General features: G+C 40.8%; 16 protein-coding genes and 1 pseudogene. 11 read left to right on the top strand and 6 right to left on the bottom strand.

The annotated features are described in order from the left end of the window. Window position 1 precedes the first annotated feature (1 nt). The 5 genes from ubiH (at window position 2) to rlmB (ending at window position 6,927) form a co-directional block, all read left to right on the top strand. Window positions 2-1,189 (top strand): 2-octaprenyl-6-methoxyphenyl hydroxylase, encoded by a 1,188-nt coding sequence (ubiH, locus tag AOR04_RS13955; protein WP_096793694.1) that lies wholly within the window; start codon window positions 2-4, stop codon window positions 1,187-1,189. After that, on the top strand, window positions 1,186-2,352 hold the full coding sequence (locus AOR04_RS13950) for an FAD-dependent monooxygenase (RefSeq protein WP_008133779.1): 1,167 nt from the start codon (window positions 1,186-1,188) through the stop codon (window positions 2,350-2,352). The genes ubiH and AOR04_RS13950 overlap by 4 nt, the downstream gene beginning before the upstream one ends. Before the next feature lie 430 nt (window positions 2,353-2,782). Continuing rightward, window positions 2,783-3,517, top strand: a complete 735-nt coding sequence (locus AOR04_RS13945; RefSeq protein ID WP_096793693.1) for an enoyl-CoA hydratase/isomerase family protein — start codon at window positions 2,783-2,785, stop codon at window positions 3,515-3,517. A 189-nt stretch (window positions 3,518-3,706) separates the two neighbouring features. Next, window positions 3,707-6,187 (top strand): ribonuclease R, encoded by a 2,481-nt coding sequence (rnr, locus tag AOR04_RS13940; RefSeq protein WP_096793692.1) that lies wholly within the window; start codon window positions 3,707-3,709, stop codon window positions 6,185-6,187. Beyond that, entirely contained in the window at window positions 6,184-6,927 is a 744-nt protein-coding gene (gene rlmB, locus AOR04_RS13935) for a 23S rRNA (guanosine(2251)-2'-O)-methyltransferase RlmB (protein WP_007378377.1), read from the top strand. Before rnr ends, rlmB begins: the two co-directional genes overlap by 4 nt. 419 nt (window positions 6,928-7,346) lie before the next feature. Here the strand turns inward: rlmB and AOR04_RS13930 are convergent, their stop codons facing one another. Beyond that, window positions 7,347-9,503 carry a TonB-dependent receptor family protein gene (locus tag AOR04_RS13930; RefSeq protein ID WP_096793691.1) on the bottom strand — a complete coding sequence of 719 codons (2,157 nt, stop codon included), beginning with the start codon at window positions 9,501-9,503 and terminating at the stop codon, window positions 7,347-7,349. A 282-nt stretch (window positions 9,504-9,785) separates the two neighbouring features. After that, window positions 9,786-10,631, bottom strand: coding sequence for a LysR family transcriptional regulator (locus AOR04_RS13925; RefSeq protein ID WP_007378851.1), 846 nt, complete (start codon window positions 10,629-10,631; stop codon window positions 9,786-9,788). 126 nt (window positions 10,632-10,757) lie between these two features. On the opposite strand from AOR04_RS13925, the gene AOR04_RS13920 reads away from it, so the two are divergent. From AOR04_RS13920 to AOR04_RS13895, 6 genes are all read left to right on the top strand, one after another. Further along, entirely contained in the window at window positions 10,758-11,357 is a 600-nt protein-coding gene (locus AOR04_RS13920; protein WP_096793690.1) for a hypothetical protein, read from the top strand. 98 nt (window positions 11,358-11,455) lie between these two features. Next, on the top strand, window positions 11,456-12,538 hold the full coding sequence (gene gcvT, locus AOR04_RS13915; protein ID WP_096793689.1) for a glycine cleavage system aminomethyltransferase GcvT: 1,083 nt from the start codon (window positions 11,456-11,458) through the stop codon (window positions 12,536-12,538). A gap of 73 nt (window positions 12,539-12,611) precedes the next feature. Beyond that, entirely contained in the window at window positions 12,612-13,001 is a 390-nt protein-coding gene (gcvH, locus tag AOR04_RS13910) for a glycine cleavage system protein GcvH (protein WP_096793688.1), read from the top strand. Window positions 13,002-13,162: 161 nt separating this feature from the next. Next, window positions 13,163-16,054, top strand: coding sequence for an aminomethyl-transferring glycine dehydrogenase (gene gcvP / locus AOR04_RS13905; protein WP_096793687.1), 2,892 nt, complete (start codon window positions 13,163-13,165; stop codon window positions 16,052-16,054). A gap of 316 nt (window positions 16,055-16,370) precedes the next feature. Continuing rightward, window positions 16,371-16,667, top strand: a complete 297-nt coding sequence (locus tag AOR04_RS13900) for a type II toxin-antitoxin system RelE/ParE family toxin (protein ID WP_096793686.1) — start codon at window positions 16,371-16,373, stop codon at window positions 16,665-16,667. 5 nt (window positions 16,668-16,672) lie between these two features. Next, window positions 16,673-16,957, top strand: coding sequence for an addiction module antidote protein (locus AOR04_RS13895; RefSeq protein ID WP_096793685.1), 285 nt, complete (start codon window positions 16,673-16,675; stop codon window positions 16,955-16,957). Between the two features lie 1,222 nt (window positions 16,958-18,179). On the opposite strand, the gene AOR04_RS13885 is transcribed toward AOR04_RS13895, so the two are convergent. From AOR04_RS13885 to AOR04_RS13870, 4 genes and pseudogenes are all read right to left on the bottom strand, one after another. Continuing rightward, the gene (locus tag AOR04_RS13885; protein ID WP_232525480.1) at window positions 18,180-18,956 is read right to left on the bottom strand and encodes a hypothetical protein; all 777 of its coding nucleotides are present in this window, start codon (window positions 18,954-18,956) and stop codon (window positions 18,180-18,182) included. 204 nt (window positions 18,957-19,160) lie between these two features. Then, window positions 19,161-19,895: an AAA family ATPase gene (locus AOR04_RS13880; protein ID WP_096793682.1), complete on the bottom strand. Its 735-nt coding sequence runs from the start codon at window positions 19,893-19,895 to the stop codon at window positions 19,161-19,163. A gap of 236 nt (window positions 19,896-20,131) precedes the next feature. Further along, window positions 20,132-21,391 carry an IS4 family transposase gene (locus tag AOR04_RS13875; protein ID WP_157770546.1) on the bottom strand — a complete coding sequence of 420 codons (1,260 nt, stop codon included), beginning with the start codon at window positions 21,389-21,391 and terminating at the stop codon, window positions 20,132-20,134. A gap of 64 nt (window positions 21,392-21,455) precedes the next feature. Continuing rightward, window positions 21,456-22,627, bottom strand: a pseudogene (locus tag AOR04_RS13870) (hypothetical protein). Window positions 22,628-22,835: the final 208 nt, after the last annotated feature.

Raw genomic sequence — 22,835 nt, 5'->3', positions numbered from 1 at the left:
AGTGGCTAAGCAGTTTGATGTAGTTATTATTGGCGGTGGTTTAGCAGGAGCAAGCTGCGCATTAAGTGTGGCTAAAACTAATCCCGCGTTAAATATTGCCGTTGTAGAAGCTAATCAAGTGACCGGCGACTACCACCCAAGCTTTGACGACAGAAGTATTGCACTTGCTCAGCAATCGGTAGAGTATTTACAAAGCCTCAATTTATTTGAGCAAAATGCCCCTTACACCGCAGCAATCAAAAAAGTGAGCGTGTCTGATAGAGGCCACTTTGGCAAAGCGCACATTAATTGCGACGAATTTGCTAAGCCCTCACTTGGTTACGTAGTAGAAGTTAACCCTTTTGGCCGAGCGCTCCACCTGCGTTTAACGCAGTCAAATATTACGCTTTTGTGCCCCGATAGCGTAACTGCCATTGAGCAAACTCTGCATAGCAATACACTCACCCTACAAAGCGGCGAGCAATTAAACGCAGCGCTATTGGTTATTGCTGATGGCGCACAATCACCAACACGTAGTTTACTTGGGCTTGGTTTTAATACCCAGCCTTATGAACAAGGCGCTATTATTGCTAATGTAGAAGTGGCTGGTGGGCATAATAATCATGCCTTTGAGCGCTTTACACAAAACGGGCCTATGGCGTTATTACCCATGAGCAATAACCGTTATTCGTTAGTATGGTGTATGCGTCAAGATCAAGTCGAACAGCACATGGCACTTAATGAACAAGACTTTATAAGTGCACTGCAAAGCGCGTTTGGTTATCGCGGTGGGCAATTTACTAAAGTAGGCACGCGCACGAGTTACCCGCTCGTTTACGGGCAAGTTGAGTCTTTAATTGCGCACCGTACAGTGGTTATTGGTAATGCTGCACATGCTATTCATCCTATTGCAGGGCAAGGTTTTAATTTAGGCCTTCGCGACGTGCAAGTCCTTAGTAATTTAATAGCAAACAGCCGACACGATTTAGGCAGCTATGCGTTTACACGTGAATATTCAAAAAAGCGCTGTGATGATATAAAAACCGTAATGAGTTTAACCGATGCACTTGTTAGGCTTTTTTCAAACTCATCGCGAGTGCTCGCATTGGGGCGCAGTATTGGGTTGTTTTCGATGGATTTATTTCCCGCATTAAAAGCGCCATTAGCCAAACAGTTAATGGGGCAAGTTAAACAAGGTAGGCGTTTATGAAGCAAGCACAGGTTTGTATTGTAGGTGGTGGCTGCGTAGGGTTGACACTGGCACTTGGATTGGCAAAAGCCGATATAAGCGTAGTTGTACTCGACGGCGCACCAACACAAGCGTTGCCAACTGACGAATATGGTTTGCGCGTAAGTGCGCTAAGCATTGCAAGTCAAACCTTGCTTGAGCAATTAAACGTATGGCCCGAAATTATCGCACAGCGAGCGTGCGCTTATACGCATATGGACGTACGCGACGCCGACAGTTTTGGCAAAATAGCGTTTAATAACGAACAACTTGAGCTTGAACATTTAGGCCATATTGTTGAAAACGACATTATCCGCTACGCGCTTATAAAAGAGCTAGAGCAACAACCAAGCGCCACGCTAATGTTCGATACGCAGTATCAGCAAATACATCAAAGCGAATCAGATGTATTTATAACGCTTAAAAGCGGCGAGCCAATTATTGCAAAACTGCTGGTGGCCGCTGATGGGGCAAACTCAGCTATTCGCAAACAATTTAATATGGCGCTGAGCTTTAAAGATTACGACCACCATGCGCTAGTTGCGACTGTTAAAACTAAAGAGCCGCACGCAAATACCGCACGCCAAGTGTTTTTACCAACCGGGCCACTGGCATTTTTACCTCTGAGCGATGCAAATACGCATTCAATAGTATGGTCTACAAGCCCAAACCACTGCGATGAGCTGCTTGCAATGGACGATTGTGCCTTTAATAAAGCCGTTATGGCTGCAATAGATGGTCAATGCGGTTTGTGTGAAGTGCAAAGTAAGCGCGTGGCTTTCCCACTTAAAATGCGCTACGCTCAGCAATGGGTTTCAGGCAAAGTGGTACTCATTGGCGATGCTGCACATACAATCCATCCACTTGCAGGGCTTGGTATGAACCTAGGCCTAAAAGACGCCGCTTATTTAATTGAGCTTTTAACAAGTAATAATAAAGAATTTGCAAGCACGCGCACACTTCGCGATTACGAACGTACCCGTAAGCTCGACGCACAAAAACACATAGCCATGATGCAAGGGCTAAAAGAGTTATTTGAAGGGGCTAATCCGTTTAAAAAGCTTATTCGCGGAGTAGGGTTGTCGCTAGTTGATAACCTAGGGCCAATAAAACACTTGTTCGCCAAAGAAGCGATAGGAAAGTAAAAACATCAGCAATAAGTTTTGTAAAGAACGATGCTTAATTTAAGAGCGCCTTTTTTAATGTTTATATTGAGTTAAATTAAGTGCTTCTTATTTTTTGAAATTCATCCAAACTAAATACTTGAATTCAAGACGATTAATTACCAAACCTCGAATATTATAAGCGCCAAGTTAAACATACCGCTGAAAATTTAACCTCAAAAAATAAACATGCCTTATACCAATCCGCAATAATACTTAATCAATTTGAGGGATTAAATCTGACACTAACTGTGTTAAAATTTTTGATATAGAACAACTAATTTGCCTTATAATCGACAAGGTTTTCTTGCCCCAAAATAGACCACTTAATTAATCGAGTTGGTATTATTGATAACTATAAAAATAATGAACTGCGCTTAGAGTTAACTTAAAAAGCAAAAAAGAGGATTTAATGGCAAATTTAATAGAACTAACAACTAAAAATAACACCGCTATACTCACCATGAATACCGCTGAAAACCGTCATAATCCAGCGTTTTTGGCTGAGTTTAATTTACACCTAGACCACATTGAAGCAGATCAAAATATTAAGTCAGTTATTTTAACGTCTTCAAGTGATAAAAATTGGTCATTGGGTATCGACCTTCAATGGATGTCTAATCCAAGTATTTTACCAGCAGCAATTTCTGACTTTATGGTGCAAATAGGCGATTTATTTAAACGCATCGTTACTTTTCCTATGCCTATTATTGCTGCGTTAAACGGGCATACCTATGGTAATGGTGCTGTATTTGCGTGTGCGTGCGACTTTAGATTTATGAAATCAGACAAAGGCTTTTTTTGTTTTCCTGAAGTGGATGTAATGGTGCCGTTTGTTCCGTCGATGTTTCCTATAATTAATAAAGCAATTTCGCAAACATTCTTTAATCGTCTAGCTATGTCAGGAGAGCGGGTTGGTGCAGAGCAGCTGCTAGAGAACAAAGTAGTTGAAGCTGTGTTTGCAAATAACGATGAACTACAAGCGGGTGTACTTGAGTTTGCTCAGCAGTTTAATAAAAATCGTTGGATTTACGCTCAAAATAAAACACAAATGAATAAGCAGATTTTACTTACGATGAAAGAAGAAGATCCAAGCTTTATTGATAATATAAGTAAACTGCTGTGGAAAAACCTACAAAAAAAATAGTATAGGTTTTAGCATTGCTACGAAATGACTAAACACTTTGCAGTTAAGGGATCGTTAAGTCCCATTGCGCTAGATTTTTCAACTATACACCAAGGTAAAAGTGCTTTCTTAAAAGTTTAATAGCTTTTACCTGTCTCATTATAACTATATGGGTTAAAATACCTACATAACCAACTAACAAGATAGTGAATGTCAAACCAAGATCCAAATCTCAGTCGAGAACAAGAAAAGTACGAAAACCCAGTCCCTAGTCGTGAGTTTATACTTACTCACCTTCAAGAGCGTTCAAAGCCTGCTAACTACGCGCAATTATGTGAAGAACTAGCAGTAAACGATGACGAACGCCAAATAGCATTTAAACGCCGCCTTCGCGCTATGGAGCGTGACGGACAGCTGTATTTCAATAAATTTAAATGCTACGCCCTAATTGACGAAGCCGGTTTAACCAAAGGCAAAGTAATAGGCCACAGAGACGGTTTCGGCTTTTTAGAAGTTGAAGGCGAGAGTAAAGATTGGTTTATTGCTAAGCACCAAATGAATATGGTGTTACATGGCGACATTGTACTAGCTAAAGGCACTAAACGTGGTTCTGGCTCAAAATGCGATGCACGTATTATAAAAGTGCTTACTAACGAGCGCGCGGCAATTGTTGGCCGTTACTTTGTTGAGCACGGTGTTGCTGTGGTAGTCGCTGAAGACCCGCGCATAACGCAAGATATAATGATTTTACCAGGCAACGAAAACGGTGCCCGCCATAACCAAATGGTGCAGGTTAAAATTACGCAAAATCCAAGCCGTAACATGAACGCGGTAGGTAAAGTTATAGATGTACTTGGTGAGCATTTAGCCCCAGGTATGGAAATTGAAGTCGCACTGCGCAATCACGATATTCCACATGTATGGCCAGAAGAAGTTGAAGCACAAGTTGCTCACCTAGGTGAATTTGTTGAAGAAGCTGACAAACAAGGTCGCGTAGATTTACGTGATTTACCACTTGTAACTATTGATGGCGAAGATGCACGCGACTTTGATGACGCCGTATACTGTGAACCTAAAAAATCAGGTGGCTGGCGCTTATGGGTTGCCATTGCCGATGTATCGCATTACGTAGGAATGAACACGCCGCTTAACAAAGAAGCAATTTTGCGTGGTAACTCAGTGTATTTTCCTGAGCAAGTAATTCCGATGCTACCAAAAGTGCTTTCTAACGGATTATGTTCGCTTAATCCAAAGGTAGATCGCTTATGTATGGTTGCCGAAATGACCGTATCGAGCGCGGGTAAACTTTCGGGTTATAAGTTTTACGAAGCCGTGATGAACTCGCATGCACGTTTAACTTACACCAAAGTAAATGCCATTCTACAAAACGACGAAAAACTACGCGAAGAATACTCAGCCGTTGTGCCACATTTAACTGATCTACAGCAAATGTACATGGCACTTAAAGCAGCACGCCAAGACCGTGGTGCCATTGAGTTTGAAACCCTAGAAACACGTTTTGTATTTAACGCTCAACGTAAAATAGAATCAATAGTGCCTGTTATTCGTAACGACGCGCACAAACTCATTGAAGAATGTATGATTTTAGCCAACGTATCTGCGGCTAAAATTCTTGAAAAGCATGAAGCGAGTGCGCTTTATCGTGTGCATGACGAACCAGACCAAGAAAAACTAGGTAACTTTACTAAGTTTTTAGGCGAGTTAGGCATCGAAAGTACATTAAGCGACGAGCCAACACCAAAAGAAATAACGCAAGTATTAGCGCGACTAGGTGACCGCCCAGAAGCTGAACTTATTCAAACTATGTTACTGCGCTCAATGAAACAAGCTGTATATCAGCCAGATAACATTGGTCACTTTGGTTTAGCGTTATCGGCTTACGCGCATTTTACATCGCCAATACGTCGTTACCCAGATTTAGTCGTGCATCGTGCTATTAAAGCAGTAATAAGAGCACAAGGTCAGCAAACGTCTGGCGAATACGCTTATACCGACGACGAAGTTGATCAGCTAGGTGAGCAGTGTTCTACAACAGAGCGTCGCGCTGACGATGCAACTCGCGAAGTAGCCGACTGGCTTAAATGTGAGTTTATGCAAGATCACGTAGGTGACGAGTTTAACGGTGTTATTTCATCGGTCACTAACTTTGGTTTGTTTATTCGTTTAGATGATTTACAAATTGATGGGCTTATTCACGTTACTAATTTAGGCGATGAGTTTTTTGCACATGATGCTGCAAAACACACCCTAATAGGTGAGCACTCGCATACTGTTTATCGCCTTGGCGATAAAGTAACAGTTAAAGTTGCATCGGTTAGTTTAGACGATCGCCGTATAAACTTAACGCTTAAAGGCGATGTTGCACAAGACAGATACTCACGTCGTCGTGCACCTAAAAAAGGCTCAGGCAAATCTGAGCATGCGCCAGCAAGTGTGCGTTCGCAATTAAAAGCAGGCAAAGTACCGGGTAAAAAGTCGCACAGCGATGACAAACCTAAAGGTAAAAAAAAGCCAGCAAATAAAGATAAAGGCAAGCCTGCAAATAAGTCTGCAACAAAACCTGCAGACACTGCCGTAAAGAAAAAACCGAAGAAAAAGGCCGTTAAAAAGCCTAAAAGAGCAGGCAAAAATGCCCGTAAACGTACTAGCCCAGGAGCAGACAATACGTGAGTAATGAATTAATTTTTGGCTTTCATTCTGTTGAAGCAATTTTAGAAAGCGAACCAGAGCGCTTTGTAGAAATTTATGCCCTTAAAGGTCGTGACGACAAACGCTCAACTCCGATTATTGATGAAGCACGTAAATTTGGTATTTCAGTACAGTTTATGCAGCGCAAAGCCCTTGATAGCAAATCAAAAGGTGAGCAGCATCAAGGTATTATTGCTAACGTAAAAGCAGCGCCAACGTTTAACGAAAAAGATCTTGATGCGATAATCGCTCGTGAAGACACACCGTTTTTACTTGTGCTTGATGGTATTACCGATCCGCATAACTTAGGTGCATGCCTGCGTAGTGCAGACGCTGCTGGTGTTCACGCTATCATTGTACCTAAAGATCGCTCTGCAAAGCTTAACGGCACAGCACGTAAAGTAGCTTGTGGCGCAGCCGAAACAGTACCGCTTATTCAAGTGACTAACCTTGCGCGTACGCTTCGCGAAATTAAAGATGCAGGCGTATGGGTTGTAGGCACCGCTGGCGAAACTGATAACCATGTATTTGACGCAAGCTTAACGGGGCCAATGGCTATTGTTATGGGCGCAGAAGGCGAGGGCATGCGACGCTTAACGCGTGAGCATTGCGATATGCTCGTTAAAATCCCAATGGCGGGTACTGTTTCAAGCTTAAACGTATCGGTAGCCACGGGTATTTGTTTGTTTGAAGTATTACGCCAACGTAACGCAAATAACTAATATATAAAACGATAAGTTTTATGTATTAAAAAGCCGAGATTGAAATTCAATCTCGGCTTTTTTGTGTCTGTAATTTACGCTTTAACTTTACACCAATTGATACTCTATTATAGCGATAGGAAAATAACTCTATAGCAAGGCAAAAATAACGCAATATAGTTGTTCTTATATGAGTTATTTTTAACGCAGCTAGTGAACGATTTCTCCTATACAAAGCGCAGGTAAACGGTTTAATAACAAGGCAATAATTTAGATGTGTAGTGCTTTTACATAAAAAATTATCAACGCTGTTAGTGAACCACTTACCCTATACAAAGCGCAGGTAAACGGTTTAATAACAAGGCAATAATTTAGATGTGTAGTGGTCTTACATAAAAAATTATTAACGCTGTTAGTGAACCGTTTAACCAGCTTTAAGCTTAAAAGCTATAAGTGTAGCCCATCTGTACAGTACGTGGCTTACCTGGCTGAATGCCACCGTTTGAACGGTTAGCAACGTATGTTTTATCAAACAAGTTATCAACGCTTAGGTATACTTTTTGATTTTCATCGATTAAGTATTTAGCAGCTAAATCCCATACTACGCGGCTATCAATTGCGTTTAAGCCCGACTGCGTTAAGTTAGCATGCGCATCAGATACGTAACGTATTTGGCTGTTAACTACAAACGCAGAAAACTCAGCACCTAACGATAACGCTACTTGGTTTTCTGGTACGTAAGGCATTGCATCGCCTTTTTCTACCGCGCCCCAAATTTCTGAATCAAAATCGTTTTTAAACTCAGAGTCTGTGTAGGTGTATGTTAATTTAACTGGGAACATAGCTGTATCAGTTGCAAACGTACGTGCTGCACTAAATTCAAAGCCTGCTACTTCTACTTCACCGTAGTTGTATTGGTCGCCAATGTTGTCGTCGCTACAACCAACCGCTGCAGTACAGTTACCGTGCATGTTGTCGTAGTCAGAATAAAAGGCAATTATTTCACCACTAAAGCTATCCATGTTGAAGCGAGAGCCAAACTCAATGTTTACGCTTTCTTCTTCTTCTTGGTCTGCATTACCAGGTGCTGCTGGCGCATAACCTTTTTGAATGCCCGCAAGTAGCGTTACGTTTTCGTTAAGCGTGTAAGTAGCACCTAACGACGGAACTAAAATTTCGGTATCGTTCGACACATCTTTAGTTAAACCGTTGCTGCGCGTTGGATCTGATTTAGACCACTCTTCACGCGTAATAGTAATGTCTTCATAACGAAGACCAGCACTTATTACTAATGCATCAATTGTCCACTCGTCTTGAATAAACAAGGTGCTTGCTTCGGCACTATCTACGCGGTTGCTATCAGAGCCCGGAACGCCTTGCTCTGTAAGCGTTAAGCTTAGGTCTTGATTAAGTGTGTATTTGTCTTCCCACTGAAAACGATCCATTTCGTCTTCGTGGTAACGCACACCAACAGTGATGTAATGATCGCCTGCCGGAATATGTAATTCAGACTGAATACCCTTAGCTTGGTAATCGCGATTATTAGCTTTAACACCAATACCTTCAATGCCTTCGCTTGTCGGGTTTGCTTCAAATTCGCTGTATTGCTCAAGGTAGCTTTCGCTTACTTTGCTGGCTTTGTACCAGTTGCGATGAAAATCGTTTAAGTAAGCTGTTGCTAAAAACTCATAGCCATCACCAAAACGGTACGCGTAGTTAAGTTGATATGCGTTGTGGCGCGTATTCATTTCATCGTTTTGCGATGCAGCATAACGACGGTAAGGACTTTCTTGATAGTCTTCGTCAGTTAAGCCCATGTATGTTTCGTCTGATGTTTCGTCAGAGTACTTAATTTTTAGCTCAAGATTATGCGCATCGTTTTGACCAAACGTGTGGCCAAACTTTAATAGTAAATCTGTTTTTTCAAAACCGGTGTTGTCATTACCTACTGGCAGCTCTTTAAAGCCATCTGCGCCGTAAGTAAATACTTCAATTAAACCTGCTGTGTTATTTTTTTCTTTACCAAAGTAAGCGTGGCCTTTGTAGTAACCGTCGCTACCAAGGGCTGCATCTACCATACCTTTTGAGCTATTTGGCTCAGTTGGTAAGCTGCGCGAAAGTAAGTTTAAAACACCACCTGTAGTACGAGGGCCGTACTTAACTGAGGCTGCGCCTTTTAATACTTCAATAGACTCCATACGACCCATAGTAGGGAAGTAGTATGCAGAAGGTGCTGAATATGGTGCTGGTGCAACTAATACACCGTCTTCCATTACTGATATTTTATCGTTACGGCCAGTACCTGTACCGCGCATACCAATATTAGGACGAAGGCCATAACCGTCTTCTTCTTGCACGTAAACGCCCGGAACAGACGCTAAAACGCGAGAAATATCGGTAAACTGGAATTTTTGCAGATCTTCTTCAGAAATAAACGTAGCCGAACCAGGAATATCGTTAATTGCCTGCTGAGAGCCAATAACAGTAATTTGTTCAAAGCGTTGTTCTTTATTGCTGGTGTCTTTTGCTATTGCAGTAGCACTAAAAGACAAAGCAACCGCAGTTGCCAAAGTAGATACTAAAAACTTAGGGTTCATTGTGTTCCTAATCATGTCAATTATCTTAATTGGCGTAATTTGAACACGTTAACGAATACGAATCAATGTTATTAACTATTTAATGATTCAGTTTTTTAGAACTAAAAACACCTACTTATGCAACTTAGTTAACTAAATTATTTCTTTTGTAGCAGTTTGTAATTACTTAACTAGTTATAAAGTTTGAACTAGGTATATTTACTTTTAAGCGCTTTATATTAACTAGCTTAGATGTGATTGTTGCTAATTTGTTTGCTTTTCAATTGGTTATGTTTATTGGTGTTAGCCTAAACGCAGTGCGATAAACTCAGCAAGTTTATCTACTGCATTTTCCGACTCGCCCGAACTTTTAACCAAACTAATACCAATATTACCAAGAGCAGGTAAATGCTTGGTTTGAACTTGATAGTTAAGTTCACTCGGTACTGTGCTTTTAGCAAGTACCGTAATACCTAAGCCTTCTTTTAACGCGGCAATAAGACCGGTTAAATCGGCGTTGCTATAGACAATTCGGTATTTTATACCTGCACTTTTTAATGCATCAGTAGCACGGCGACGATAAATACACCCCTCTGGTGCGGTAACCAGCGTAACCACGTCGTTTTGTGCAAGTGATAGATCCCCCACCCATACGAGTTTGTCTTGCATAAAAATAGGGAATTTTTCAGAGCTGAGACGCTCATTTAGCGCCAGCACTAAATCAAACTGATCTTGCCTTGAGGCCGAAAGCAAATGTTTACTTAAACGCGATTTAACTTCTAACGACACCTCTGGGTAGAGTGCCACAAAGTCGCCAATAATTGAGGGTAAAATACGCGCCGCAAATTCGCTCGGAATACCTAAGCGCACTTTACCTGCAATGTTTTCTGAGGTGAACTGCTGCAAAATAGCATCGTTGTGTTGCATCATCTGCTTTGCCATAGGCAGTAATAGCTCGCCGTACTGGTTTAATACTTGGCGCTGTCCTTGTTTTTTAAATAGTTTATAGCCAAGCACATCTTCTAAACGTTTTATTTGTAGGCTTACCGCAGGTTGCGATAGGCCAAGTAAGTCGCCTGCTTTAGCAAAACCACTTACTTCAACTACCATTACAAAGGTGCGTAAACTGTCGGTTGATATGTTTTTCATATTTATAATTACAATTTATATGGCTATATATATAAGTATTATTTATCAATTGATAAATAATTACAATTTGTTGTTACACACCTCGCGCAATATACTTTTAGCATTGAAAATACACAGGTGTTTGTTATGACTTTTAACCCAATAATGTTTGCCCGCCACAGCAACGCAAGTAGTGCGGTTACTAACGCTTTGCAAGCAAACAGCAGCAATGTTGTAATGGATTTTAGTGGCACCGAAACCAGTGTATTTTTAAGTTCTATTTTAGGCCTTGATTTAACTAAGCTTACCGCCAGCGGTTTAGGCTTAAAAGGCACGCTTGATGGCGACTATAATTCTGACTACAGCTTTGCTGTTTATTACTTTAGCGAAACTGCGTTTAGATTCGTACTGCCACACAGCGCAAGCCTTCAATTACAAGCGCTTATAAATGAGCAACAACTTCGTTTTGATATCGATTATGTAATGCGAACCGACCTAGCTACTTTTACTTTAAGCGGTAGCAATGCATTTGACACCCTAGTAAATGCTTTTAAATTAACACCAGGTTTGCGCCTTTCTGACGCGCAACTTTGTTACGGTGCACAAAGCGGTGATGTATTTATTACCGCCATTGATAAAAACGACGAACAACACTTTGTATTAGTCGCTAAACAACAAGAATTACAAAAATGGCAAAGCTACATGCAAGCGCAAGGTTTTGCACTTATGCATAGTGAAGCCGCATAACGAATACAAACAACAGGTAAGCATAACAATGTTTACCTGTTTTTATATCTATTTAAGCCACGCCCTAAACAGGGTTAATTTAAACGTGAAGGAATGTTATGACTTCTAAAACTGTACTACATGCTAAGCACCTAGAAGCGGGCGCAAAAATGGTTGATTTTCATGGCTGGGAAATGCCAATCAACTACGGCTCACAAATAGAAGAACACAATAGCGTACGTACCGACGCTGGTATGTTTGACGTATCACACATGACTATTGTTGATATTGAAGGGCCTCAAGCAAAAGCATTTTTACGTAAGCTAGTAGCTAACGACGTTGCAAAATTAACCGTACCAGGCAAAGCGCTTTACACAGGCATGCTTAACGAGCAAGGCGGTGTAATAGACGACTTAATTATTTATTTCTTTAGTGAAACGTTTTACCGCCTAGTTGTTAACTCAGCAACGCGCGAAAAAGACCTAGCGCATTTAGCTAACGTATCGAGCGACTTTGACGTAGCTGTTACAGAGCGCCCAGAGTTTGCAATGATTGCAGTGCAAGGCCCTAACGCTAAAGCAAAAACAGCCACTCTTTTAAATGCTGAGCAACAAGCCGCTGTTGAAGGTATGAAGCCATTTTTTGGTGTTCAAGTAGGTGATTTATTTATTGCCACAACGGGTTATACTGGCGAAGACGGTTACGAAATAGTAGTACCGAACGACCAAGCAGCCGATTTATGGCAACAACTGCTAGACGCAGGTGTTAAGCCTGCTGGTTTAGGTGCACGCGACACGCTACGTTTAGAAGCAGGTATGAACCTTTATGGCCTAGATATGGACGAAAGCGTATCACCACTTGCAGCTAACATGGCATGGACCATTGCATGGGAACCAGAGAGTCGTGACTTTATTGGTCGAGACGTACTTGTTAAGCAACGCGCAGAAAAAAGCACTGACAAACTAGTTGGCTTAGTGTTTGAAGAAAAAGGCGTTTTGCGTAGCGGTTCTAAAGTAATTGTTGACGGTGGGGTAGGGGTTATTACCTCAGGTACTTTCTCACCAACACTTGGTTTTAGTGTAGCCCTTGCACGTGTGCCACGTTCAACAGGCGATACAGCTCAAGTAGAAATGCGTAAAAAATTAGTAAACGTTAAAGTAGTAAAGCCTAGCTTTGTACGTAACGGTAAATCAATAATTTAAATAATTTGGTTATACCAATCAGTGTAATTACAGTGATTGGTATCCTCCCAATATAAACCAAAGGACAAATAAAATGAGCAACATTCCTAGCGAGTTAAAATACGCACCTTCACACGAGTGGGTTCGTAACGAAGGCGACGGTACATTTACTGTTGGTATTTCTGAGCATGCACAAGAACTTCTTGGCGACATGGTATTTGTTGAATTACCAGAAGTTGGCGACGAAGTAGACGCCGGCGAAGACTGTGCAGTAGCAGAGTCGGTTAAAGCGGCATCAGATATTTACGCACCTATCAGTGGCGAAGTTGTTGCTATTAACGAAGAACTTGAAGATTCACCAGAAACAGTAAACAACGACGCTTACGGCGACGGTTGGTTATTTCGTATTAAAGCATCTGACGAGTCTGAGCTAGACAACTTATTAGACGCTGAAGGTTACTCGCACACTATCGACGAAGAATAATAATTTTTTGAAGATAACTAAAAGCCCCGTTTAATGTACAAAAATGGGGCTTTTATGATTTTACAGCTCACCACCCCATACTTAGTGAGTTGTAAAATCGTCAAATATTTTAATTAATGCTAGTTACCCATTAGCATTTAGGATCATAGGAATCTGGACACATGTCAAACGCCAAATCTCTTGAAGAACTAGAGCAAAAGCAAGATTTTATTCGCCGCCATATTGGGCCAAGCCCAGCACAAGTAAGCGATATGCTAAGTGCTTTAGAAGTATCGAGTGTGCAAGAGCTCATTGACCAAACTGTACCGGCTAGCATTCGTCTAGAGCAACCGTTAACAGTTGGACAAAGCCGTACTGAAGTTGAAACACTAAGCTACTTAAAATCAGTAGCAAGCAAAAATAAAGTTTTCAAATCGTACATTGGCCAAGGCTACCACCCAACTAACGTACCGCACGTAATTTTACGTAACGTACTAGAAAATCCAGGTTGGTATACAGCGTACACACCGTATCAGCCGGAGATTGCACAAGGGCGTTTAGAATCATTATTAAACTTCCAAACTATGACCCTAGATTTAACTGGTCTTGATTTAGCAAGTGCATCACTACTTGACGAATCAACAGCCGCTGCAGAGGCTATGGGCCTTGCAAAACGCGTATCAAAAGCTAAAAAAGCCAATGCCTTTTTTATTGCCGACGACGTACACACACAAACTATCGACGTAGTAACAACGCGTGCCGAGCAGTTTGGTTTTGAAATAATTGTAGGTAAAGCAGAAGATGCCGTAAAGCACGATATTTTTGGCGCATTGTTCCAATACCCAACTACATCAGGCGAAGTGGTAGACATAACTGACCTAATTGCTGGCGTACAAAGCAAAAAGGCCATTGCCTGTGTTGCTGCCGACATAATGAGTTTATTACTATTAAAAGCACCGGGTAAACTAGGCGCAGACGTAGTACTTGGTTCGGCTCAACGTTTTGGCGTACCTATGGGTTACGGCGGTCCACACGCTGCATTTTTTGCAACACGTGACGCATACAAACGTTCATTACCAGGTCGTATTATTGGTGTATCTAAAGACCGTTTAGGTAACGACGCACTACGTATGGCAATGCAAACGCGCGAACAACACATTCGCCGCGACAAAGCCAATTCAAACATTTGTACAGCGCAAGTATTACTTGCCAACATGGCAGCGTTTTACGCGGTGTACCACGGCCCACAAGGCTTAAAAACTATCGCGCAGCGTATACATCGCTTTGCTGATATTTTAGCTGCTGGCCTTAAAGCTAAAGGCATCGCACTTAAGCACAGCACTTGGTTTGATACGCTAACAATCGTTGACGACAGCAAAGACGACATAACAGCACGTGCAATTGCAAAAGGCGTAAACTTTGCAACAAACCACGAAGGCGAGTACTCAATTTCGGTATCTGAGACAACAACACGTGAAGACGTAGCGCAGTTATTCGATATTATTTTAGGCGAAGACCATGACCTAAGTGTTGACGCTATAGCAGCTGACGTTGAAGCAAATGGCAGCGAGTCAATTCCTGCAAGTTTAGTACGTGATGACGAAGTGCTAACGCATCCAAACTTTAACAGCTACCACAGCGAAACAGACATGCTTCGCTACATTAAGCGACTAGAAAGCAAAGACTTATCGCTTAATCACTCAATGATCTCGTTAGGCTCATGTACCATGAAACTAAACGCGACCGCAGAGATGATCCCAATTACGTGGCCTGAGTTTGCAAACCTTCACCCATTCTGCCCGCTAGATCAAGCAGAGGGTTACCAAATAATGATTGGCGAGCTACACGACTGGCTAGTAAACATTACTGGTTACGATGCAGTATCACTTCAGCCAAACTCTGGCGCACAAGGTGAATACGCAGGCTTAATCGCGATTCGTAAATACCACGAGTCACGCGGTGATGCACACCGTAATGTATGTTTAATACCAAGCTCTGCGCACGGTACTAACCCTGCATCAGCGCAAATGGCGAGCATGAAAATTGTGGTAGTTAACTGTGACAAAAACGGTAACGTAGACATGAGCGACCTTAAAGCGAAAGCTGAGGAAGTGTCTGAAAACTTATCGTGCATCATGATCACATACCCGTCTACGCACGGTGTATACGAAGAAACAATTCGCGAAATTTGTGACATTATTCACCAGCACGGCGGCCAAGTTTACATGGACGGCGCAAACATGAACGCGCAAGTTGGCGTAACAAGCCCAGGCTTTATCGGCTCAGACGTATCGCATTTAAACTTGCATAAAACGTTTTGTATTCCACACGGCGGCGGTGGTCCAGGTGTTGGCCCAATTGGTGTTAAATCGCACCTTGCGCCATTTATGCCAAACCATAGCGTAATTAACGTACCAGGTACTAACATTGGTAATGGTGCGGTATCGGCAGCGCCTTACGGCTCAGCCGCTATTTTACCTATTTCATGGGCTTACATCACCATGATGGGTTCAGAGGGCTTAAAACAAGCTACTGAAATGGCAATTGTTAATGCTAACTACTTAACGCATGAGCTAAGCAAGCACTTCCCAATTTTATACCGTGGTCGTAACAACCGTGTTGCTCACGAATGTATTGTTGACTTACGCCCGCTTAAAGAGCTATCAGGCATTACTGAAATGGACGTAGCTAAGCGTTTGCAAGATTACGGCTTCCATTCACCAACTATGTCGTTCCCAGTAGCTGGCACATTAATGATTGAGCCAACTGAGTCTGAATCAAAAGGTGAGATTGACCGCTTTATCGAAGCAATGGTATCGATTAAAGGCGAAATTGAAAAAGTAATCTCTGGCGAATGGTCAATCGAAAATAACCCACTTGTGTTTGCACCGCATACACAAGGCGATGTGTTAGGTAACGAATGGGACCGCGCGTACGACCGTTTTTACGCTGCATTCCCAGTGCCTGCAGTGGCTAAAAACAAGTTCTGGCCAACCGTTACACGTATAGACGACGTATACGGCGACCGTAACTTGGTGTGTTCATGCCCTGCGGTTGAGACATATCGCGATTAAGAGCAGAGACTAATTTTTGAACTTTAATGGGTAGTAAGTTCCATTATAGTTTGGGGATTTATCAAAATTATAAAAGCCGTTGCAGCAATGCAACGGCTTTTTTGTGTGTGGTGATTCGCCATAAATTATATGGGCGTAGGTTGGGTAGAGGGAAACGAAACTCAACAAATCACAAATATATTTACTCGCTCAAAAGCCAAGAGTATGTGTTATTTATTGTAGGCGTTTAGCTTGCTGACGCGTTGATTGCTAAATCAAAATTCGGTATCCCTTAAATAAAATTGCACGTATGTAGCCTTTGGGCTACAATGGTTTTATGAAATATCGTATTAAGAAAACCAACGAGTTCGATAAATGGCTTAAAAAGCTCAAAGATCGTCAAGCTTTTATGGCAATAGCTAAACGTATTACACGTGCCATAAATGGAAACTTTGGCGATAGTGAATCTGTTGGTGGTGGCATATCTGAAATGCGAATTTTCGTAGGGAAAGGCTATCGTGTTTATTACATAATTAGAGGCGGTGAAGTTATTTTACTACTCAATGGTGGACACAAAGGCACACAAGGTAAAGACATTACCAAAGCAAAAGCCCTTTTAAGTGAATTGGAGTAATTACTATGACGCTACAAACATCAGATTTTAACCCGTTTGACTATATGGAAACACAGCAAGAAATTAATACATTTTTAGAAGAGTGTTTAGCTGATGATGATCCAAATACCTTTATTGAAGCACTTGGCTTATTAGTAAAAAAACATGGCGTGAGTGATATTGCTAAAGCAACGGGGTTAAACCGTGAAAGCTTATATAAAGCAGTTAACGGTAAAACCAAGCCACGTTGGGAAACGATTTTTAAAGTGATGAAAGCACTTAACTTTCGCCTTACAACACAAGTTGCATAAGCTGGATTGAGTGAAACGAAACCCAACGAATCACAAATATACTTACTCGCTCAAAAGCCAAGAGTATGTGTTATTTATTGTAGGCGTTTAGCTTGCTGACGCGCGGGCGGCAGCCCGAATAAGTCTTTGAATAGATGTTTGAGGTTATCATCACCGATAACGCGAATGCGTTTCGCGTTTCACGCTTCTAGAAATTAGAAACCTTATTCAAGGTTTTGTCGCGCTGGCGACAGCAGCCAAAGAGGGGCTGCCGCTGGTCCCTCTCTGGACACTCTCAGCGCACCCGAGCATCACGCTATTTCCTTCAAAACACAATTGATGTGAACATAAACGCCATGAAAGCACATCCATGTGCAAGCATGGCTTTCATTTCATCCATGAAATGCATTACTCATCAATTGCTTATTTTCAGGGCGTGATGACGGGGAAGGGTGTTAAACGTGAGGTTGGTGTTTGGTCTTGGCAAGAAACAAGACCTGCACCTCTCTGTAGTTCCTCTAGGCTGGGTGGAGTGTAACGAAACCCAACGAATCACAAATATACTTACTCGCTCAAAAGCCAAGAGTATGTGTTATTTATTGTAGGCGTTTAGCTTGCTGACGCGCGGGCGGCAGCCCGAATAAGTATTTAAATAGGTGTTTGAGGTTATCATCACCGATAACGCGAATACGTTGGGCACTTCTAGAAATTAGAAACCTTATTCAAGGTTTTGTCGCGCTGGCTTGGTGAGCCAAAGCGGGGCTATAGATTTTCAAACTTAACTCTGCTGTAAGTAATTCATCCTTGAAGCTGGGTTACTGTCGGCATCCATGCCTTCACTTCCTCATACTGCGAAGCTACGCTTCGGTTATTCGTCACCTCTCAGCGCACCCGAGCATCACGCTTAATCCTACAAACCACAATTGATATGAACGTAAACGCCATGAAAGCACATCCATGTGCAAGCATGGCTTTCATTTCATCCATGAAATGCATTACTCATCAATTGCTTATTTTCAGGGCGTGATGACGGGGAAGGGTGTTAAACGTGAGGTTGGTGTTTGGACTTGGCAAGAAACAAGACCTAACGCTCTGCAATTTTTTGGCTGGTCCGATCCTTTTGATCCTATTTTATTCTACTGATGTAATACAAGCATATACTATGACTCACAAATTTCTGATAGGAAAGTAACTTGAGCTTCGGTAAGTTCGTATACTTTATTACTTAAAAGCTTAACAACCTCTAGGCAGATACTTTTCTTTTGCCCTTCTCCTGACAATTGAAAAGGAGCTTTATCTGGATTTTCGAGTTTTGCGCATTCTCAGCATACATAAAAATTTGAGTATTCAAGTTAGCTGCTTTTGACTTATTGTCTCTTAGCTTCTTTTTAATAATTGAATATTTAGCATTTTTTAATATTTTATTTACGGAATCGAACATAAGCTCATTGGGTAAAAAATCTTCAACTTCCCAGTCAAAATTTTTACTTTTCTTATCCCAGACAGTACCGTCTTCCTTTGGATAAACTAATAGCTCTATACTTAGGTTTGAGAATCTATTTTTGTTAACGCTGTTCTCTAAATTTTTATATTCGATTCTACCCGCTTCATCATTATCCAAAATTATTTTTATTTGCGGTTTAAAATCAAGGTCTATTGCCAAATTATTGTAAAATTGGACTGAACCAGATATTTTTGAAGCACTCCCAGACCAGATTATGTTGGGGGCAATCATCTCGTTGTGTTCGATCAGTGCTTCTAAGTATTTTTTATCTGTCTCACCTTCCACTATAATATTGTAAGGTAATAAATTCCATCCATCGTTATTCTCTATGCCTAGATGCTCTCTTATACCCTTAGCTTTAGCTGATTCAGATGAAAAAGATTGAGCATGTGTGGATTCTTCAAAAAACGAACGATCTTTTTTCCTAACGTAATTTTTCTCATTCACATCACAGACATACAAATAAGTGTATTCTAAATTATTTAGATCAATAAAATGCTGCGAGTGAGTAGTCATAACCACAGTTTGTTCTTTTTCTCTAGCTATCTTTTTTACAGCTCTAAATAATTGTTTTTGTGCTTTCGGTTGAAGAAATATTTCAGGCTCATCTAAGCCCCAAATGACTTTTTATTAGCATTTGAGGCGATATAGTTCATTAAAGTCAATAAAGCAGTTCTTTGAGCACCACTACCTTTAGAAGAAATAGAATGGTCATTACCGTCATCTATCGTAACTTGAGTCATTACCGTCATCTATCGTAACTTGAGTCATTCTGGATACAACGTCACGTAATTTATCAAACTCAGCGAACGTAATTTTGATTGCACTGTTAGAGTCCAAAGAGCTTAGAATATTTAGCTCTTGTAATTGTTGATTTAGTTCTTTCTGGATATCGTTTAACGCAGCTTGGGCTTGCGCCTGAAATTGTTTTAATGTTTCTAAAGGCTTTTGCTGTTTAGCTCTTTTTTTATCAAGCTTGAGCAAACCATCTGAAGCAAAAAGTTCTGACACTAAACTTGGTATATCGACATTATTAGACTTTACATAAAAATACTTAAAGTGTTTTACGATATCTTTAAATGCTTTTTCCGTCTGGGGGAGTGTTTTAGTTTTATCAGAACTAGATATCTTATATTCAATGGTCAGGTCTTTTTTAAACGTGGCTTTGACCGTTATGACTTCTGATACATTAATACAAAACTTACCTGTTAGCTCAGTATTTTGAAGTTCGCCACCTCTACCATAATAAATATGGTGTGGTATGTCAGTTGTTACATCATATAGCTCAATGTCTTCAATATGGTTGAAAAAAATATTCAGTGCCTCTAGTACGTTAGTTTTTCCAATATTATTCTCCCCGCAGATCGTAATGGGCTGACCATTAACCACCTTTATTTCAACATTCATAAGTGAACGAAAGCGTTTAATCGTGAAGTGTTCGAATTTATAGTCCATTATTGCTTTTCTATCACATCAAATAAATATACGAGTACATACTACTAATTTTATTAGATAAGTTCAGAATCCAGAATCAGTAAATTGGTAGGAGCAGGTATTTCTTTTTGCCTTTTGTGATTTAAAAATGCAAAACTTGCCCCTAGTAACCCCATTTAAAAAGGGCAATGTTATTGCCCTTTATTATGTGCTTAAACTAGTCGTTATAAACTATAGCGCTACTCATAGCTTAGTTCTTAAGGAACACAGACCGTGTGACTTCCTATCTTAAAACGGCAAATATCATTGTTTTTCTCAATGCTTTGCCGCTTACAATTTACCGCTAGTAGCTCAAATACACGATGTATCTTATGGCTGCACCGTGTTTGTTCTATGCAATCCAGAATATCATCCAACCAAAGATAACTGCACTTACTCGCTCTAAATGTCGAGATCGCACACTTAAACATACCCGCTGCACTATGGCAGATAAAACGCTTGATAAGTGTTTGCAGTATGCTCAGCCAAACCAATGATTCGGCAATATGAGGATCTCGTGTGATGAACCCTTTAAGATTATTCCATGACTTTAGTTCTTTGAAAAACAACTCAATTTGCCAACGAGTTGCATATATATCGAGTAGTTCGTCAAAGCTAAACTGTGCCTCTTTTAAATTAGTAACAAGGAAAACGGGGCGCTTTTCATTCGGTAAATAGATAAGCCTGTACTCGGGCCCATTTTTCTTCCAACGTACTGTTAATTCAAGTGGTTGGCTTGCGAATTTATCGAGTAACGTTTTGATTTTAATGTTTTTTTCTTTAATTTCTATACCCGCGCAATAAGCTGATGTAACGATTGGGTTAATGTTTTTATTTGCTCTGATCAAAAAATATCCGCCATCTTGAGCTACTTGCTCAAAGTAATCTAAGTCAAAATACCCAGCATCAGCAAGTAATAACGTATCTTCAAGTGTGTGGCTACCTGGTAAAAAGGCGCGCTCAGTTTCAACATCAGGACGAATATCTATTTCGCAGGGTTGTTCATTAAATAGGTCATAGGTAACGTGCAACTCAATTGCGGCAGGACTTACAGCAGTAAAACGACCAGCAAAAACCTGCGCTAATTCATCATGTAGAGCAAATGAAGAACCATCTTGCAATAACACTCGCTGTATTCCTCGCTGGGTAAAAAAGGTTTTATCCAGCGTGTTTACAGTCAATTTAGACATCGCTTGAATAACGAGCTCACGGACAAGCTCAGTCAAGGCTGGTTTTCGAATTTGATTATGAAAGGGTTTATAACTTATCGTGCAATCAGCCTGCGTTCGCAAGTTTTGATGGATATCTGACAAGTTAGCGTCTTGCAGGCAAGATAAGCTTTTAAATACGGCTTTGAGCAGAGAAACGATCGACAGGCAACGGTGTCGAACTTGAAATCCAGAGGTTTTTGCAAGCTCAATGAGGTGTTTTTCTGAGATAAGGGCTTTTAATTGGTTTGAAACTTGGTTAATCTGCATGTGAACTCTGTTTTTAGTCATGTTTTTATTGGCGTAACTATTTGATCATTAACAGAGTTCAACTTCAAGTTTTCTTAAGATCCAACCTATGTAGCGCTACTAAGCTTTGCTCTAGCATTGCCTTTATTTGTTTTACTATTTTAGCTTCTGTTTCTGGTTCGAATTGTTGTATACGTGGGGTATGAATATGCCCTGTAGGTATACTTGAATTAAGCGCATCGCGCAGGCGAATACTTCGGTACGATATTTCGTTAGACAAGTAGCCACCGCTGCCGCCATTAACCGCGATACTATTTTTTAGCTCGCCGTACGAACCCGCTTTATAGGTTTTTTTAAGCGTGGCGACTTCGTGATTGTCGATAACTTTATAAGGGCCTTTGGCTTTTTGCATGTAAGTTACAGGCAAGCTAAATTTTACAAACTGTTGCCCGGGAGTGGTCGGCCATTAAGCTTTGGTATCACTGGGCTTGTTTACGTTTCACCATACACAATATTGGTATTATAGGGGGCGGTTACACTGCGACGTTTACCTGGGTAACGCTCTGAATCAAATTCTGTCCTGCCCATACTTACGGTTACTACCATGTCTACATTATTAAGTGCGTAGTAGGGTGCAAGTAGCGACTCTATTATACCTTGATCAAAGTCTTCGTAGCGTACAGACACCATAACGGTGTTAATTTCTGCGCTTATGCCGTTGTAATTAATAACTTGGCCGTCGAGTAATAACGCCGCAACACCTGAGGGGTTACTTTGGTTTATGTTTTTATCGAGTAAAAAAGGGTCTAAGCCTGTTAGTAATATTTTTTTAGTGCTGCCTGATGAAAAAGCAAGGTCGGTACGTCCTCTGCTGCCTTCCTCAAGTAGGGTTAGTAAAGTATTTAGTTGAGCCTGCGTAATTGAAAATTTAGGTGAAGTTGTGCGTATTACTTTACTTGAAAGCAGGCGCGCCCAGTAGAGCTCTCGGTCGTCGTAGTTATTGGTTTTTGCTATGCGTTTTTTTGCGTTTTCCCACAGTTCAAAGCTAAAGCTTTGTACTAATATTTTTGCACTTTTAAAGTTGTTTAATTCTTTAAATTGTTGCTCAAAACTTGATACTTGTGGGGTAAATGCATTTAAAACATTTGGCATTGCTGATTGGGCTTTGTTGATACGCTGTTCTTCAACAGTTAAAGGGTTACTTAAAACAGCGAATGAAGAGGCAATTAAGCTGGTCGCTAATAATACTTTGATCATAATACTCCTAAGATAAAGCTATTGTTTTATGTGTAATTTACTATCCTATTATTACTAACTTAGGGCAACCAATTAACTTTGAATCGACTGATATTTGCTTTTGTTGTTTGTTATGCAATTGCACTTTTAACTTAATTGCGTACTGTAGTGGTATTGTTGTTGGAGAAGGTAGCGGGTATTTAGGTGGAAAGTATTTCTCAGAAAAAGG

This window comes from Pseudoalteromonas sp. 1_2015MBL_MicDiv, from assembly GCF_002407505.1.
In the GTDB taxonomy this organism is placed as follows: Bacteria; Pseudomonadota; Gammaproteobacteria; order Enterobacterales; family Alteromonadaceae; genus Pseudoalteromonas; species Pseudoalteromonas fuliginea.
The sequence above is the reverse complement of the archived record's forward strand: the minus strand, read 5'-3'. Positions and strand labels throughout refer to the sequence as shown.

Coding starts and splice junctions, on each gene's coding strand:
- AOR04_RS13950 (WP_008133779.1), top strand. CDS start 1,186: ATGAAGCAAGCACAGGTTTGTATTGTAGGTGGTGGCTGCGTAGGGTTG.
- AOR04_RS13945 (WP_096793693.1), top strand. CDS start 2,783: ATGGCAAATTTAATAGAACTAACAACTAAAAATAACACCGCTATACTC.
- rnr (WP_096793692.1), top strand. CDS start 3,707: ATGTCAAACCAAGATCCAAATCTCAGTCGAGAACAAGAAAAGTACGAA.
- AOR04_RS13930 (WP_096793691.1), bottom strand. CDS start 9,503: ATGAACCCTAAGTTTTTAGTATCTACTTTGGCAACTGCGGTTGCTTTG.
- AOR04_RS13925 (WP_007378851.1), bottom strand. CDS start 10,631: ATGAAAAACATATCAACCGACAGTTTACGCACCTTTGTAATGGTAGTT.
- AOR04_RS13920 (WP_096793690.1), top strand. CDS start 10,758: ATGACTTTTAACCCAATAATGTTTGCCCGCCACAGCAACGCAAGTAGT.
- gcvT (WP_096793689.1), top strand. CDS start 11,456: ATGACTTCTAAAACTGTACTACATGCTAAGCACCTAGAAGCGGGCGCA.
- gcvH (WP_096793688.1), top strand. CDS start 12,612: ATGAGCAACATTCCTAGCGAGTTAAAATACGCACCTTCACACGAGTGG.
- gcvP (WP_096793687.1), top strand. CDS start 13,163: ATGTCAAACGCCAAATCTCTTGAAGAACTAGAGCAAAAGCAAGATTTT.
- AOR04_RS13900 (WP_096793686.1), top strand. CDS start 16,371: ATGAAATATCGTATTAAGAAAACCAACGAGTTCGATAAATGGCTTAAA.
- AOR04_RS13895 (WP_096793685.1), top strand. CDS start 16,673: ATGACGCTACAAACATCAGATTTTAACCCGTTTGACTATATGGAAACA.
- AOR04_RS13885 (WP_232525480.1), bottom strand. CDS start 18,956: ATGACTACTCACTCGCAGCATTTTATTGATCTAAATAATTTAGAATAC.
- AOR04_RS13880 (WP_096793682.1), bottom strand. CDS start 19,895: ATGGACTATAAATTCGAACACTTCACGATTAAACGCTTTCGTTCACTT.
- AOR04_RS13875 (WP_157770546.1), bottom strand. CDS start 21,391: ATGCAGATTAACCAAGTTTCAAACCAATTAAAAGCCCTTATCTCAGAA.